General features: G+C 34.6%; 19 protein-coding genes and 1 pseudogene. 5 read left to right on the forward strand and 15 right to left on the reverse strand.

The window, feature by feature from the left end:
- Positions 1-70: 70 nt before the first annotated feature.
- The gene (locus BJL90_RS00425; protein ID WP_070963324.1) at positions 71-421 is read right to left on the reverse strand and encodes an IS1/IS1595 family N-terminal zinc-binding domain-containing protein; all 351 of its coding nucleotides are present in this window, start codon (positions 419-421) and stop codon (positions 71-73) included.
- Positions 422-765: 344 nt separating this feature from the next.
- On the opposite strand from BJL90_RS00425, the gene BJL90_RS00430 reads away from it, so the two are divergent.
- The 5 genes and pseudogenes from BJL90_RS00430 to BJL90_RS00445 all read left to right on the forward strand — a co-directional run bounded on the left by BJL90_RS00430 (position 766) and on the right by BJL90_RS00445 (position 5,958).
- A complete protein-coding gene (locus BJL90_RS00430) occupies positions 766-1,251 on the forward strand; it encodes a hypothetical protein (protein ID WP_070963326.1) in 486 nt (161 codons plus the stop codon).
- Between the two features lie 441 nt (positions 1,252-1,692).
- Entirely contained in the window at positions 1,693-1,827 is a 135-nt protein-coding gene (locus BJL90_RS22995; RefSeq protein WP_257786394.1) for a hypothetical protein, read from the forward strand.
- Between the two features lie 15 nt (positions 1,828-1,842).
- Positions 1,843-2,820, forward strand: a pseudogene (locus BJL90_RS00435) (IS701 family transposase); the annotation flags it as partial.
- Positions 2,821-3,089: 269 nt separating this feature from the next.
- On the forward strand, positions 3,090-5,309 hold the full coding sequence (locus BJL90_RS00440) for a DUF1430 domain-containing protein (protein ID WP_070963330.1): 2,220 nt from the start codon (positions 3,090-3,092) through the stop codon (positions 5,307-5,309).
- Between the two features lies 1 nt (position 5,310).
- Complete coding sequence (locus BJL90_RS00445; RefSeq protein ID WP_070963332.1) at positions 5,311-5,958, forward strand: ABC transporter ATP-binding protein; 648 nt, start codon at positions 5,311-5,313, stop codon at positions 5,956-5,958.
- A gap of 192 nt (positions 5,959-6,150) precedes the next feature.
- On the opposite strand, the gene BJL90_RS00450 is transcribed toward BJL90_RS00445, so the two are convergent.
- The 14 genes from BJL90_RS00450 to BJL90_RS21725 form a co-directional block, all read right to left on the reverse strand.
- Entirely contained in the window at positions 6,151-7,137 is a 987-nt protein-coding gene (locus tag BJL90_RS00450) for a 2-hydroxyacid dehydrogenase (protein WP_070963334.1), read from the reverse strand.
- A gap of 239 nt (positions 7,138-7,376) precedes the next feature.
- Positions 7,377-8,114 (reverse strand): SprT-like domain-containing protein, encoded by a 738-nt coding sequence (locus tag BJL90_RS00455; protein WP_070963335.1) that lies wholly within the window; start codon positions 8,112-8,114, stop codon positions 7,377-7,379.
- A 130-nt stretch (positions 8,115-8,244) separates the two neighbouring features.
- Positions 8,245-9,099: a sugar diacid recognition domain-containing protein gene (locus BJL90_RS00460; protein ID WP_070963337.1), complete on the reverse strand. Its 855-nt coding sequence runs from the start codon at positions 9,097-9,099 to the stop codon at positions 8,245-8,247.
- 187 nt (positions 9,100-9,286) lie between these two features.
- The gene (locus BJL90_RS00465) at positions 9,287-9,724 is read right to left on the reverse strand and encodes an MOSC domain-containing protein (RefSeq protein WP_070963339.1); all 438 of its coding nucleotides are present in this window, start codon (positions 9,722-9,724) and stop codon (positions 9,287-9,289) included.
- Between the two features lie 90 nt (positions 9,725-9,814).
- Positions 9,815-10,045, reverse strand: a complete 231-nt coding sequence (locus tag BJL90_RS21720; RefSeq protein WP_156778674.1) for a hypothetical protein — start codon at positions 10,043-10,045, stop codon at positions 9,815-9,817.
- A complete protein-coding gene (locus BJL90_RS00470; protein WP_070963340.1) occupies positions 10,033-11,217 on the reverse strand; it encodes an iron-sulfur cluster carrier protein MrpORP in 1,185 nt (394 codons plus the stop codon). Before BJL90_RS00470 ends, BJL90_RS21720 begins: the two co-directional genes overlap by 13 nt.
- Positions 11,218-11,240: 23 nt before the next feature.
- Entirely contained in the window at positions 11,241-12,095 is an 855-nt protein-coding gene (locus tag BJL90_RS00475; RefSeq protein ID WP_070963342.1) for an ATP-binding protein, read from the reverse strand.
- Positions 12,073-12,930 carry a 4Fe-4S binding protein gene (locus tag BJL90_RS00480; protein ID WP_070963344.1) on the reverse strand — a complete coding sequence of 286 codons (858 nt, stop codon included), beginning with the start codon at positions 12,928-12,930 and terminating at the stop codon, positions 12,073-12,075. The genes BJL90_RS00475 and BJL90_RS00480 overlap by 23 nt, the downstream gene beginning before the upstream one ends.
- A 1-nt stretch (position 12,931) precedes the next feature.
- On the reverse strand, positions 12,932-13,300 hold the full coding sequence (locus BJL90_RS00485) for a NifB/NifX family molybdenum-iron cluster-binding protein (RefSeq protein ID WP_070963346.1): 369 nt from the start codon (positions 13,298-13,300) through the stop codon (positions 12,932-12,934).
- Positions 13,301-13,330: 30 nt separating this feature from the next.
- Complete coding sequence (locus BJL90_RS00490; protein WP_070963348.1) at positions 13,331-13,714, reverse strand: DUF134 domain-containing protein; 384 nt, start codon at positions 13,712-13,714, stop codon at positions 13,331-13,333.
- A 61-nt stretch (positions 13,715-13,775) separates the two neighbouring features.
- Entirely contained in the window at positions 13,776-14,042 is a 267-nt protein-coding gene (locus tag BJL90_RS00495; protein ID WP_070963350.1) for a DUF5320 domain-containing protein, read from the reverse strand.
- 226 nt (positions 14,043-14,268) lie between these two features.
- A complete protein-coding gene (locus BJL90_RS23000) occupies positions 14,269-14,397 on the reverse strand; it encodes a hypothetical protein (RefSeq protein ID WP_257786395.1) in 129 nt (42 codons plus the stop codon).
- 12 nt (positions 14,398-14,409) lie between these two features.
- Positions 14,410-15,570: a uroporphyrinogen decarboxylase family protein gene (locus BJL90_RS00500; protein WP_169824172.1), complete on the reverse strand. Its 1,161-nt coding sequence runs from the start codon at positions 15,568-15,570 to the stop codon at positions 14,410-14,412.
- A gap of 260 nt (positions 15,571-15,830) precedes the next feature.
- Positions 15,831-15,977, reverse strand: a complete 147-nt coding sequence (locus tag BJL90_RS21725; protein ID WP_156778675.1) for a hypothetical protein — start codon at positions 15,975-15,977, stop codon at positions 15,831-15,833.
- Between the last annotated feature and the right edge of the window lie 12 nt (positions 15,978-15,989).

The following is a 15,989-nucleotide window of genomic DNA, read 5'->3' on the forward strand; positions in this document are numbered from 1 at the left end:
TTTAAATCAAGATTTATGTCACATCATCATTTTAGACGACACAAATAAGCCTTTAGCAAATAACGAAAGGTTATCGATAAACATTTAATCTAATTGCATCAAGGATTTTATGCCTCCAAATAAAGGCTGTTTCAAGGCTAATCCCAACAATCCCAGCTGTTTTTCTAAGGGAATATCCTTCTACAAAGCAATTGGCATATTCTTCCCACTTTGATAAAGCCTTTTTACTATACGCAAAAGGGGTGAGAGTTGTATCAGAAAAGGTCTTGGTACACTCTTTACAACGATATCTTTGCTTTTCCTTAACCTTGCCATGCTTAATTACCTCTAAAGATTTACAATGAGGGCATTTTATATCATCTTCTGGTTCACCACCTTTTATTGCAAGAAGTGAGTTGCTACTAGTGGAATCAACCCCCATTAATGTTTATAAATGCTTTAGTAAAACCCTACGCTCTTTTTTAGTTAGTCTGCTAAACAATTTTTTAGTTTGGTTAAAAATTGATGTAGACATACCATATCACCTCAAGTTTAGTTTATATCAATAGTATGTCCACATCAACAACATTTATTCTGTACAGAGCCTAAATAATCTATAACCCACAATCCACATGCTAATTTATGCCAATAGAAGTGCCAAATCAACAGGGTTGTTGACAGAACAGGAATATTTATGGCGGTAAATATTTTGACTAGTTTTAGGATTAAGTAATTGCAACGCATAGGAGTTTTAAGGAAACTAATGAAATGAGAGGAGGAATGAAAATGAAAAAAATAACAGTAACGTTATCATTACTTCTAGTTTTATCTTCAATAAGTTTTCTATTTGCATGTGCTAATCAAAAACCTATTGAAGGAGTAGTGATTGAAACAAACGAAGATGATGCTGATGTTAGTATAGAAGAGGTAGCAATTGAAACAAGAGAAGATGATTCTGATGATAGAGTACCAAGGGATAGTTATCTAGCAATTAGTGATGAATCCATTGGTTCCAGTGGCAGGCGTTGGGATCAACCTGAAGGATATAATGCTTATCGTATACATGTAACAAACAATAGAAATGAGAAATTAACAGTTACTGTATCCTATGATAATGGTAATAAACGTTGGAGTTTTGAAGTACCAGCAAACGATAGTAGGACAAGAACTGTAAATAATGCGTGGAGCGGTAGACATAATGTAAGTTTTACAACAAGTAGTGGAGCATTATCAGGTACTATAAGTGTTAGAGTATCAGATGAAAACCTTTAATGAATTTATTAATAGTTAACTATTAATAAATAAAAAGCAGGGTAGAAATTTTCCCCAAAATACTACCTTGCTTTTATAACTCATTGATCTTTATTAAATCAAGCAAGGAACAAGTATGTTGAATGAATCAGCCTCAAATTCATTATAGCAAATACATTAAACAAACTAAAATATACTGTTCTTTCTAATGAGGACAGTATATTTTAGAGAGGAATAAAACTATGAAAAAAAGAAGTTTAGCAATAATTGGTTCCCTTTTTATTGTATTAATAAATGCATTTGTTTTTTTATGCATTTAAAACAAAACGCAATATATTTCAAAAGAATATTCACATACTATAGTTTTGCGCTTTTTAAATAATTACCAGAAATTGACGTAATAATTTGCAAAATAAAAGAGGAATATATGTACAAAATAACCCCGGCAAAGGAGTGATTCTTGTGTACATTTATATTCCTCAAGAAATACTACAGTTGTTATTATTCCCAGACAGCTTTATGGTCCACGGGGCATTACTGGTAGCTTATGACACTAGCCTGATTGCTAAGAATTCCGAGAAAATACTAGGTATCTAAAAGTGGAATAATCATAGCGGAAATGCAGACAAAGGTGAATATATTGTTGGGCACCACTGGGGTATATTGGGTTTAGTTGGCTCTTTTCTCACCAAAAGGTTCCTATGCTTCCCACTGATCTTTCGGTTGATATCCGGTAAGTCTAACCCCTGTCAATGGATGTGCGATGCTGACGGAATGGCAAGACCAATGAACTTTTGGGATAATGCCCATGCTGCATTGTTTCAGTTTACAGATTGGGCTTGTAAATATACTGTCAGGGTAGTAGCAGATGCATATTTTAGTAATAAGTCGTTTATACAACCCCTATTGGATAGAAAGAACCCTATTCATGTGATTACAAAATTAAAAAGCAATGCAGTTGGGTATTTAGACCCCGAAACACCTGAAATCAAGAAACGAGGCAGACCAAGAAAAAAGGGAGAAAAAGTAAAGATACTTGGTCTTATTAAAACCGAACCGATTCAATCGGTATCTGTATGTCTGTATGGCGAAGCCAAAACCATTGAGGTTGTAGTAAAAGACTTATGGTTATTAGATCTTGACCGTAAAGTACGAGTTGTAGTTACTAAGATCGGTAGCAATGTAGCTGCACTGATTAGTACAGATATAATGCTGAGCCCATCTCAAATCATTGAAATCTACGGTGCACGGTTTTCCATCGAAATAGCGATCAAGGATATGAAGCAACATCTAGGGCTAGGAGATTACCAGCATCAATCTTTATTACCTACATTCAGATTCGTACACCTTGTAGCTGTAGCCTATAGTATCGGAAAGATAACACTGTTAAAACATTCTAATAACAGCTGGCTTTATGCATATGAAAATCAAGGGGACACCCCTTGGACATCAGAACTAAGCTTCAAAAGACTTCGTATCTGCCTTAAAAGATTTTCTCTGGAAAAACTTGTTTTCTCCAAAACCGCATTAGATCAAGAAGTAGAGAAAAATACATCCGTAAAAGATGCTATACTTTCTATTGCTTCATAACAGTAGTAAAGTTAAATTCTTAAGGCTTTAATTTGTGCAAAACTATAGTAAGTAAGTTTAAAGAAAAAAATTATACAGTATCAAAAAAGCTAAATTCCTTCTACAAAGATGCTATACTTACTATTGCTTCATAACAGCTATAGCTATAAGGTTAATTTTATAAAGGCTTTATTTCTGCAAAACTATTAGTAAGCATGGTTTTTGCTCATGACAATGTTGAAGTAAATCAGTCAAATACTTCAACCTATGCTATGGAAGGGGACTTATATATGATTAAGAAAATATACAACGGGTTGATCCTTTTTTTCTTTATTGCTATTTTGATTTTTTACGGAAGTGGTCTGGCGATACGGGAATATAACAAAATTACCAATGAATTTTTTAATGCCACCATATACTTAAACACGACGGTTAGTCAGGAAAACACCATTAGAGAGCTGAAAGCAATAGCAGATGAATATGATTTGACTGTTGCTAAATTCATTCCAGAGAATAACAGCGGGATAGATATATTCGTCTACTCCCACAAAAATAAATATATACATGACTTTTTATTCTCCAATAGGTTTATCAAAGACTTGAATTATGATCAAACTATCACATATTCCAATGATTTAACAGAAATAAATGCAGAGATGATTCAAACCTTTTTCAATAAAGGGATTTTTATCAGACCTTTAGATCACCTGAAAAATATAGGTGTAGAGGGAAAATATGCATTAAATGTTGATGACGCCTCTAATTTAGAAAATTTACTCAATGAAATTAATAATAGATACGGAAATAGCTTGACAATGTACTATAATCAAAGGCTGCAAAACACCTTTACTGGAGATGTAAACAGCCTCAAATATAATTATGGTATGATTTTAATTGTAATGCTTTTTATTACTCTGCTTACATCTTTTTTATATGATATCAAAGGCCGAAAAAAAGAAATTGCCGTTAAAAGACTTTTAGGATACGGTACAGAAGTCGTTTTTTATGATATTTTTATAAAACAGGCTGTAAAACCCATGGTGTTTTCTGTATTATTATCGCAATTGATAGTTATTCCTTTTTTTGTGCTTAATAAAAACATAAAAAGTTTGGATATCCTAAAGTATTTTTTGAAGGGTTCTCTAAAATTCTCAATTCCCTTTGCTGCAGTTTTCATGACTGCCTTTGCCCTTTTTTTGCTTATTAACATTGCAAGCAAATCAGAGAAAATACATATAGTGTCTTATATAAAGGGCAAGAAACCTTCTAAGAATACTTTAAGTGTTTTCGTAAAAATGGGCTCCACCTTAATCATCATAGTTGCTTTTGGCATATCAGCCGTTTCCTGGAATTTTATTTCTGAAAAAAAGGAAGCTGTTCATCGATGGGAAGAGACAAAAAATTATGCTACTTTAAATATTTATGTACCTGACCACATCTTTCATAATAAGAAAAGAGCAGCTGAGTTTGAACAAACCCATAAGATAATTTGGAACTATCTCAATGAAAAAAACGGCCTCTTGTTTTATAAGACGACTAATCAGATTAATGAAAATTCTTTCTTCATCAATAATCAGGAGGTGGATGTGCCCTTCGTGTATATAAATGAAAATTATCTCATCGAAAATCCGATTTTAGATGCAACGGGAAACAGGATAAGCTCCGTAGATAACAGGGATAATAATGCAATCACCGTCCTTGTTCCTATGCGCTATAAATTCCATGAAGAGGAATTAAGGCAAACAATACATAAAAAGCATGTTTACGACAAATATATTTCTGAGGATATTATTAGGGAACGGATTACTGGTGAGAAAAACACCACAGATCTTTCAAAAGAAAATTTAAACAACCCCAGCATAATGGAAAAATTTATATACATAAAAGACAATCAATCATTATTCACTTATACTGCTGGAGGAGATTTTATTACCGATGGTATCTTAGCTATCGTGACTGGAGAAAACATGGGATTAAACGTATATACTCCATCTTTTACCAGCATGAATGTAAAGTATGATGATATTAATGAGTTAAATAGAGAAATAAGCGTGCTCTTCAACGATTTAGGCTATGGAGAAGTAGAGACAGATTTTGCCTCTGTATATCAGCAAAATGCTGAAGATGTTCAATATTTCAAAAATCTGATGGGCTTCAGTCTGATTGTATTTGTATTGAGTCTTATATTTTTGGTTCTCTCTTTGCTTTTTTATCTGGAAATATATTTTCAAAATAATAAAAAAAGGATTGCGATTAAGAATTTCCTAGGATTCAATTTCTTTTCAAGAAACAAAAAGGTTTTTATCGGCTTATTTCTTCAGGATGCAATGATTATTTTAATAAGCTTAGCAATTAGTTTTTTTATAAGCAATAAAGTCGTAGGAATTCAAATTCTTAAACCTATTTTAGCAAGCTGTTTACTAGCGCTGTTGTTTGATACACTTTGTTCTGCTTTAGTTTTAAAGGGACGAGAAAGTAAATTTATGGTAGAAACATTAAAGGGGGAATAACATGAAAATTGTTGAAACAATAAATCTCAATAAAAATTTCGGTAACAATAATATACTTAATGACTTTAATTTGTGTATTAATGAGCAAGAAATTATTACCATAACAGGCAAAAGCGGGTGTGGAAAAAGTACTTTATTGAATATAATTGGTTTGTTGGACGAATGCACATCCGGTTCCTTATTCATCAATGGGAAGCAAATCTCAAAGATAACTTCCAAGGAAGCTGTATTATTACGAAGGTACCATATAGGGTATATTTTTCAAAATTATGCACTTATTGATAGGGATACCGTTGAGGAAAATTTAAAGCTTGCTCTACGATATAGCTCTGAAAAAGATAATAAAGGCATAATCCAGCAAGCTCTAGCCAAAGTTGGTCTTGAAAATTATGAAAAGAAGAAAATTTATGAACTTTCCGGTGGAGAACAGCAAAGAGTAGCCATAGCGAGGGTTTTTATTAAACCATGCAGTGTCATTTTAGCTGATGAACCGACTGGATCTTTAGATTCAGCTAATAAGCTTTTGGTACTGAACTTATTGGAACAGCTGAGACAAGAAGGTAAGGCCGTTATTATCGTTACGCACGATTTGGATATCGCAGAAAGATTCGACCGGAATATCCAACTGGAATCGGCATCGGCTATGTAAATAATTTTGTGTATTCTCTTATTTCGCTAATGTTGCTTTAATTTATCCTTAATTTAATTTCTATAACAGCTTTTTTATGTAATATATGCAATAAAATCCAGCTTGAGATTAGACATTATAAAAGGGTACTTGGATTTAAATAAAAAAATTCCATGTACCCTTTTCATATTAAAATTAGCGGCAAAAATGAAATTAATCCTTCATAATCCTTCCCTCTACTTCAGGATTTACACAATTTGGAGGTAATTTACCATCAAGAGCAGCAAAAATATTTCTTGCAGACCCCTCCCCCATGACTACTCTTGTATCTAAGGTGGATGTACCAACATGGGGCGCTAAAACAACATTATCAAGATCAGCTAACCCCGGCTCCAGCAAAGGTTCCCGCTCAAAAACATCAAGTCCTGCCCCTGCAATTTCTCTATCCCTCAATGCCAGTACCAAAGCTTTTTCATCAACAATAGGCCCTCGAGCTGTATTAACCAGTATTGCTGAATTTTTCATAAGTTTTAACTCATTGGTGCTAATCAGATGATGGGTAGAAGGAAGGAATGGTACATGAATCGATATAAAATCTGCTTCCTTTAGGAGTGTTTCCTGATCAACGTATTTGCCACCCGTTACTTTTTCAAAATCAGGCTTTGCCTTACTTCCAGTATAAATAATGTTCATATTGAAGCCTTTGGCACGCTGAGCCATGGCGGTACCAATACGCCCCGCCCCAATGATTCCAATTGTTTTACCACTTACTTGCGTTCCCATTAGATTTGTAGGACCCCAGTCACTTCCTCCAGCCCTTACATATCTATCACACTCAACAATTCGTCTAGCTGTGGCCAGCAGCAATGCCCAGGCCAAGTCTGCTGTAGCATCAGTAACTACACCAGGATTATTGGTGACATAAATACCATGTTTCGTGGCAGCCTCTACATCTATATTGTCATAGCCTACTCCATAGCCAGCCAGTATCTTACAATGAGACTTAATTGCTGCACAAATCTCTTCATCAATCTTAGTACCTGCTACCAATAAAGCATCATAGCCTTTAACTTTATGTAATAACTCTTCTTTCGATAAATCTCTGGGCTCACAGTTCATCTCCACATCGCACCGTTGCTTCAATAAGTTTAATGCCTCCATTGGCAAAAGTCGTGTCACATATACCTTTGGTTTTGTCATTTTTATCACCTCTGCTATTTTTCTATAACAATCCTTAGACCTATCATCATTTTTTTAATATACCCTATTTGCTCCAGTTGTTTACTATTTTTTTTGCATGTTTCATAATTGTTACATTCTCGAATTGTTTCATTGTAAATCTCCTCGATTTTTTAATAAATATACTATTACAATTATGCTACAAGATCAAGTAAATTCAGTGACTTTCACAAAACTTATTCGTAAAATAAATGCTTATTTTAAAATGCAGTTAATGGAACGTAATATTTAATATACCGATTTCCTTCTTTGTCTATAAACTGTCCTTTTTTATCCTTTACCATAACTGTAGCCCGTTTATTTATTCTATAAATAATACCGTCGACTTTTTTTCCTTGAAAAGTAAAAGACACTTGATCCCCTATTTTAAGTCCTAACTTCTTGTTTGCTATCTGTCTATAAGTTGGTAGCTGATGATAACTTTCAGTATGTCCAAACAGATTATTAGAGATAGTTTTGAATCGTTCTCCTTTGCAGCTTGATTTTTTGAAATAAATATATTCTATAGCATGGCAAATTTCATGTTCAAAAACAAGTTGTAAGGCTTCAAGGCTGTTTTTGGTGTCTATACCACAAACTGTTTTCTTTCCTTCTAAAAGATCATACTGTAAAAAGAAATCTACCCCAATACGAATCTCAATTTTCTCTCCTTCTGATTTCATCTTATTTATGTTTTTAGAATAAAGAATAAGTCCTGCACTTTTCGTCATACGTTTAGATAATGAAAAAGAAAATGTACCCTTAAAATCCTTTTTAAGCCTATTTTCTAAAAACACTTGATTATAAAGACTGAACAATAGTTCTAAGTCTGTTTCTGATATCTCCTTAATATTGCCGTTGTTTATGTTAGGTGATGCTTCTATCAGTGATTTATATACAATATCACGTTTTTTCTTGATTATTTTTCCCTCCAGCTTGTACTGTATAAATGGAATCATGCTGTAACCTCCGGTTATTCCTCTAATTACGAAGAAGCATTATAAATTGTTAATGAATAAAAGAGTCTGATGCTTTTAAAAAAATCAAGACAATAGAATAAGCTAAAGGGAGGTCTATAAACCTCCCCTCTTAACCTACGATTGATTGGTTAAAACTATCAACAGCTGCTGCTATATTTTCCTGTTCCTTTGTAAGGTTTTGTAAAACACCATACTGTTCTTGCGTCGCCACCACATTTTTTTCTAAATTTGATGAAATTTCATTTACTAAGTTCTGGATATCTACTATGATCGTTTCAATTTCCTTGCTGGACTTGGCAGTTGTACCTGCTAGTTTACCGATCTCCTGTGCAACAATCTGGAAGCCTTTTCCTGCATTACCTAATCTAGATGCTTCAATGGCTGCATTAATTCCTAATATATTAGCTTGCTTAGAAATCGTCTTTAGTAAATGAATGATCTGACTGGTATTCATCATTCTAGCTTTTACTTCCTTCATAGTCTCATGAATCGTTGTAGCATTTGCAACATGTTCATCTGACGTAGCTGCTAACTCTTCAAGTCCCGCAGTTGAACTTTGTAAGCTTAGATTTATATCTGATGCCATTACGCTAAGCTGACTCATAAAAAACTCTCTTTTATATTCTAACTTAATTACATGACTTGTAATTAATGCAATAGGTTTTACCACTTCTGGATCACCGGAAATACCAATAGCTGCTAAGTTACCATCTCCAAAATCAATCCCTATATTATAACCAGGCTTTGCACCCTGCATGGTTTTAGCCATTTCCTCTGTTATAGCTATTTCTGCTACTTCACCCGCTAGAATTTTTTTGGCACCATCATGAATATTGCCAATTCTCTCTTTTTGTGTTGAAGCGATGATCACTCCGCCTTCACCAAAAATATTGGCATTCTGCTGTGTTACTTCATTAATTAACTCTACTAGTTGTTGTGCAAAGTTGACATCAAGTTTAAACATCTGTAATTGCTCCCTTCAGCTTTTGTAACAAGGTCTTTAATTTTATTATATACCAGTTACTAAGCAAAGTCGACACGCAGTTTAAACACCTTAGATTGCTTCCTGTATTTATCAACTAGCACTAAATATTTCCCGATTTTTAGCGTTGCTCCTCAAGAGATCTCTTTAAGCTTTTCTTATATCCTTTTTATACCACCTTCACCAAATCTCCTTTTTTTATTTTACCACCCCGTATCACTTTGCAGAATAACCCTTCGCTTGGCAAAAGACTTACACCAAAGGTTCTGCTAACAATACTGGGATGATCCTCTTTACCAATCTGGGTAACTTCTAAAACAACACTTGTACCCAATTTAAACCTGCTGCCAACCGATAAACTTGAAAAGTCTATCCCCTCTATTAAAATATTCTCTGCAAAATCACCTGGACCAGCATTTAGCTCATGTGCCTTATTTGTCTCTTGCACGCGGGTCCAGTTGAGACAAGTAATTTGACGCCCCCATTCTCCTGCATGCCCATCTTTTTCTATCCCATAGTTTTCTATAACATCAGCATCAACCACTTCTTTTTTTAGCTGTCCTCGCTCTGGGCTAATAGAAATAGCATATATCCTTCCTTCAGTCATCACGATACTCCCCTCTATTGAAAGTTTTTTAAAGCAATAAAATTGGGATTATTGATCCAGTCCTTATTTTACCTAAGTTAGAATATCATCTTATTGTAACTGGTTAAATGCAACAAAAATATCTTCATGAGTATCTACTAAAAACCAAAACTCCATCTTTAAGTTTTCTGTAGTGCACTCCTCTTGAAATTTTCTTAACCATCTGTTTGCTAAGCACTCTCGCATCATTGGATTCCTGCCGAATCTTCCTGCGATCATATAAAAGCTTAGATATTCCCATGGTAATTTTTTTATTTTAGATTTTCTCCTTAGTGTCCACATTCACTATGGTGTTGATGTTCATGACACACAGAGGCTGTGGATTTAAGATTACCTCGTAAATACTCTTCTGCTGCAACTTGCGCATTTCCTGCAGCTCCTGTAATTACTTCTATACCTTTTTCATTAAAAATATCAATTGCACCTCCCCCCATGCCACCAGAAATAATAACATTTACACCCATATCATTCAAAAAATTCGGCAAGAATCCCGGCTTATGTCCAGGGTTAGGTATAGATTTACTGCTAACAATTTGATTGCCTTCCACATCAAAAATATAAAAACCCTCACAATGACCAAAATGCTCTGCAACCATACCATTTTCACTAGCTACTGCAATTTTCATTTTTTTCCCTCCATTTTCCATAACTAAATACTTTGCAATATTATCAAGCCAATTCCCATCAAAAAATTCTATCTTACCTTTGTCACAGGCTGCTGAGACTTTAGGGTCGATTGGCAACTTTGCAAGAACATCGATATTATGCTTTTCTGCGATTTCCTCAATATGACTCTCTCCAAATATTTTGTATTCCTTATTGCAATCTGTACACTTAAAATAAGACATATTTTCTATTAATCCTATAATGGGTATATTCATCATTTCTGCCATTTTAACCGCCTTGGACACGATCATTGAAACCAATTCCTGTGGAGATGTTACAATGACAATGCCGTCTACTGCTATGGATTGAAATACTGTAAGGGGTACATCCCCTGTACCAGGGGGCATATCAATAAACAGAAAATCAACATCGCTCCATATAACATCTGTCCAAAATTGTTTTACTGTGTTAGCGATAATTGGCCCCCTCCAAACCACAGGATCTGTGTCATTGTCCAAAAGTAGATTAATGGACATGATATCAATACCTGTCTTACTTTTCATAGGAAATAGACCTAATTCATTTCCTACTGCTTTTCCCTTAACACCAAATGCTTTAGGTATCGATGGTCCTGTTATATCAGCATCAAGAATAGCTGTTTTATACCCTCTTCGATTCATGGTTACTGCAAGCATAGAAGTGACCAATGATTTTCCTACCCCGCCTTTGCCACTGACAACGCCAACAACTTTTTTGATATTACTTAGCTCATGGGGTTTAGCGGAAAAACTGGAAAAATCACGGTCATGACTGTATGTATTACAATTTTGATTACAATTTTCGCTCATTTTACTGACTCCTTTATGTTTATTTATAGTATATTTAAGGTTTTCTCAAAGATAGCTTTTATTGCTTGACCCGCTATGCAATCAATATCAACAAGACTTTTACCATTGTTAATAGCTTTTACAGCATTTGGGTCAAAGGGAATTCTTCCTACAAAAGGTAAACCTATTTTTTTGCAATATGCCTCTATTTTTTCTGTGTTTTCAATATTGGTATTATATTTATTGATACAAACAACAGTTTTTATTTGAAATTTTTCTGCTGTTTTAATAATACGTTTCATATCGCTGATGCCGGATATAGAAGGCTCCGCTACGATTAAAACCATATCGACACCGCTCAAGGATGCTATCACTGGACATCCTATACCGGGCGATCCATCTATGATTGCCACTACGTTATTTTCAGATGCGGATTTCATCTGTCTTTTTACCTCAGTGACCAGCATTCCAGATGTACCACTTCCCATTTTAAGCTGAGCAGTGGAAAACACTGTTTCATCTACATAAAGCATTAACTCTCCTGCTTTTGCAGGTTTAAGAGATATCGCTGCCGCTGGACAAATTGTTTCGCAGACACCGCAGCCTTCACAAGCATAATTATCTACGTTGTATGTATCCTTTACATGGATTGCATCAAAACGGCAATTTTGCCTACACAGATCACATTGAACACATAATTTCCCATCTATTTCTGCTTTAGGTAGTCCATAATAGTCTGTTGATCTCGGTTTTGTTAAGTGCTTCATAACGAGATGCAAATTAGGTGCATCCACATCACAATCTGCATAGGCTTTGGCATTTGATAACTTTATAAAGGCACTGGCAACTGTTGTTTTTCCTGTACCTCCTTTGCCACTAAGGATGAGTAACTGTTTCATCTTCCACCTCCCTAGTTATTCTTTGAAGCAGGTAAAAAAACAGATCCCTGTACTTTTGACTTTCTCTAATTGCAATTAAACCATCAGCATTTACTCTGCCAAGTTGCCTATCAAAGGGAAGTCTGCCTATGATTTTAATACTATTTTCTATACAGAATTTTTCTGCTGGATTTTCCTCCTCCAAACATTTGTTAAGTATCACACCATGGGGTTTATTGAACAACTTGACTAGCTCATAAACCATATTTAGATTATGGACACCGAATAAAGTAGGTTCTGCCACTAAGATACAATAATCTACCTCCTTTATACTTTCCATAACAATACAAGCACTTCCAGGTGGGCAATCAATAAAAGTAAATTGTTTATCTGAACTTGCACAAGTCAGCAGTTTCTTAATGATTGGAACCCCTGAAGCTTCACCTGTATTCAATATTCCTGTTATTACCCCTACATTTTCTGAAACACCACTTTGAATTTCTCCAATAACTTTTTCTTTTTCCGACAGCGCCTTTGCAGGACAAAACAGCACACATCCTCCGCAGGAATGGCAAACTTCGTCAAAGATGATTAGCTTATCTTTAATATAAGCTAACGCATTAAATTTGCAAAATTCAACACATATACGGCACCCTTTACAAAGTTTTTCATCTACAGAAGGAGTCCTGATAGCAATGGCTTCAGACTGAACAGCCTTCGGTTTAAAAAAGAGATGACCGTTTGGCTCTTCAACATCACAATCTATGTAAATAGATTCCTTTGCTGACGCAGCTAGGTTTACAGATACTAGGGTTTTGCCTGTGCCACCTTTGCCACTTAGCACAGCGATTTTCATGCTATTTCCCTCCATGATTATGTAATCCAGCGTGAATTTCTTCCAATAAAGATAGCTTTCCATCTATGAAAGCATTGATATTCTCCATAATAGAGGTGTTAATTGTTTTGTATATTTTGATGTCATCTGCTTTAATGACCTCTGCAGCATTCTCTCCACATCGTGGCGTAAGTAAGGCGCTTATCTTACTATCCACAATCGTCTGTGCAGCCTTAATCCCAGCTCCACCTTGACTGGCAGCGGCACTATTATCTAAATAAATACTTTCTTTCGATTCAGTATCGTAAATAAGAAAGTAAGGTGCACGTCCAAATGATTGGCATATACTGTTTTTCATAGACTTATCATCTACTGGCATTGCTATTTTCATTAAGACTCCTCCTTATAACTATTTTTATCATTATTCCTTATTTTTTTTACCATTTCTTACAAAGTCTTTGTCACACCTATGTTTGGAGTGTCCACCAACACCACAGGACTTTTCAAAACCATTGCAAAGCCTATAGTCTCCACCCTCAATTTTTAACATTTTTCCATTAACCAATGACGTTGCAAGTTTTTTCCTTGCTTCATTGTAAATACCTTGAACAGTTGTACGTGAAATGTTCATTCTGTTGGCACACTCCTCCTGCGTAAGTCCTTCCAAGTCAATTAGCCGTATCGTTTCATACGCATCAACGGTCATAGTAATAAAATGTTCTTCTTTCATTAGGGGTTTAAGTGGTCCAAACCTATCGCTTTCCGGCAAACAACATACTTTTCTCCACTTTCTCGGCCTAGGCATAATTCCCTCACCTCATTGCTGCAAAAGTAACAAAACCTCCCTCTGCTATCCTTGCTGCCTTTTATAAGCCCTCTAACTGCTTATCAATAGCATTAAGCCTGCTTTTAAGTAGTTCTTTTTGTTCCAGTAATAAATTTTTTTGAGTTTTTAAATTATTCTCATCATTTAGAAAATGTCTTCCAAATCCTCGTCTGCAACCAAACCCAAATCTGTGATGAATTCTCAAGCCAACATCATACTTAAATGTACTTGCATTGATACAACCACCTAAACCAATTTCATTTATTGTTCCTACTCCCATTGGGCCAGTTCCATCTCTTCTCGGCATACAAACACCTCCTTTTAGTTTTTGACATATGTCATTTATATTTTTATTATATCCCATTTTTGACATATGTCAATAATTATTATTTAAATATTCTAATACATTTTGTCTGTTTGTGGTTAATAAAGTTTAGAATACATTAAAAGGACTGAATCCTACATAATGTAGAACTCAGTCCTAGAAAATTTCTTGTTTAAGCTTATATAACCTTTTAAAATCAGTTTAGCATTTAAGAACCCAATATAATAAACTTGATAAAAGTCAAAAAATCTTTTCTAATATTTTCATCCGGCGGTAAAAAATCAAATTCATCTTTTAAGCCCTCAATCAACTCTAAAAGTGTTTTTTCTTTCTCCATGTATTATTCCCCCTATTTATATACACCATGTTCATGTACAAACTGATTAACTGCTTTTAAATTTTCTACGTTTAAATCACCTCTGGATAAAAGTTCTCTACTTGTTGCAAATATATATCCTCCGCCAGGTGCACATTCATCAAGCAATTTCTTTGCATAATCTATACATTTATCCTTTGTACCCATTTTCAACAGTTCTAAAGGCATACCGCCGGCAATTGTGATGTTATCTCCAATTTTTTTCTTGGCTTCAAAAACATCGTCCCCTTCTATGATGCCTATAGCAAAGTTTTTTGGCATACTATTCAAAAGATAATACTTATCTTCCCATTTTCCTTCTAGGAAAATAATTAATTTACCTCCTAATTCATGAATTTTAAGGAACATTTTTTCATAGGTTGGCCAAAAGAATTTTTCAAACTGTTTTGCGTTAATAAATGTAGGAAGGTGCATCATTGTAGCATAAAATGGAAAACTAGCAACTTGTTTTGTACCAGGATGTATTCCCATAACATCATTTGAGAATTCTGCTAATGCATTAATCGCCTCAAGAAGTTCTTCAGGACGTCGCCTTATATCCAGTGAAATTCCTTTAAAACCTCTCAAGTAGTCAAAAATAATATCCATAGGCGGATATGCAAAGCCACCAGTTATAACAGGTATTCCGTACTTTTCCTTCAGTGTTGCCCTTAGTCTTTGCTGTACATCCCCTTTCACTTTCCAATGATTTAAAAGTTGTTTAAGGGTATCATAATTCTCTGAAGCTGATTCCCGCAAGTTAGCTGCTTTTCTTGGCACTAACTTGTTAAATATAAATTCCATAGGGTTTTTGATCAAATCAGGATAATCTTCCGATTCCATAGGTGTTATTTCTTGATGCTGTATTGTCTCCCCATCTCTAGAGATAAAATGACTTTTACTTCCAATAATTTCGGCACTTTTAGCATCGAAAGCTATGCCACATGTATACGTGGCATCACAATAAATATCTTCATGAGGCTTACAAAATACCTCTATTTCTTTTTCTGGGTTCTCTTCAATTTCTTTTATGGAACTATTTGCATAAGAAACTGCCCAAGTACCATAAGTTGATAGTATTGGCACTCTATCTGGTTCCTCATGATTAACTGTTGTTAAAATTCTCTTCACTCGATCATCATATACTTTTTTCATGTCGCCCATTTGTTACACTCACCCCTTCGTAAAATCTTCTATTTAATTATTATTTAGTTTTTTATCAACTTCTCTAGTGCCTTAAAATTCATTATATAATTCTACCCTTTCATGAAATGAAACTTAATTCCGAGGGAGTTTTTACTCCCCCGGAATTGTAGCAAAAGGCAAAATTATAGATCTTTCATATTATAGTTCAAGCTTAAAGGCGTATGCCTATCGTTAACTTTCATTCAGTTTTGATTTTATAAAGGATTGCTTTACATAGTTAAATACATAGAAAAGGCAAAAACTAATTCTTCATATGGCTGGGTATTTGGTGCAATGAATTCCGCTTCCTCTTGAGAAACATTATTTTCCTCTGCATACTCTGACCAAGAAGTGTAATATTCTGATTTAAATTCCATCCTAAATACCTC

The organism is Clostridium formicaceticum (genome assembly GCF_001854185.1).
Classification (GTDB): domain Bacteria; phylum Bacillota; class Clostridia; order Peptostreptococcales; family Natronincolaceae; genus Andreesenella; species Andreesenella formicacetica.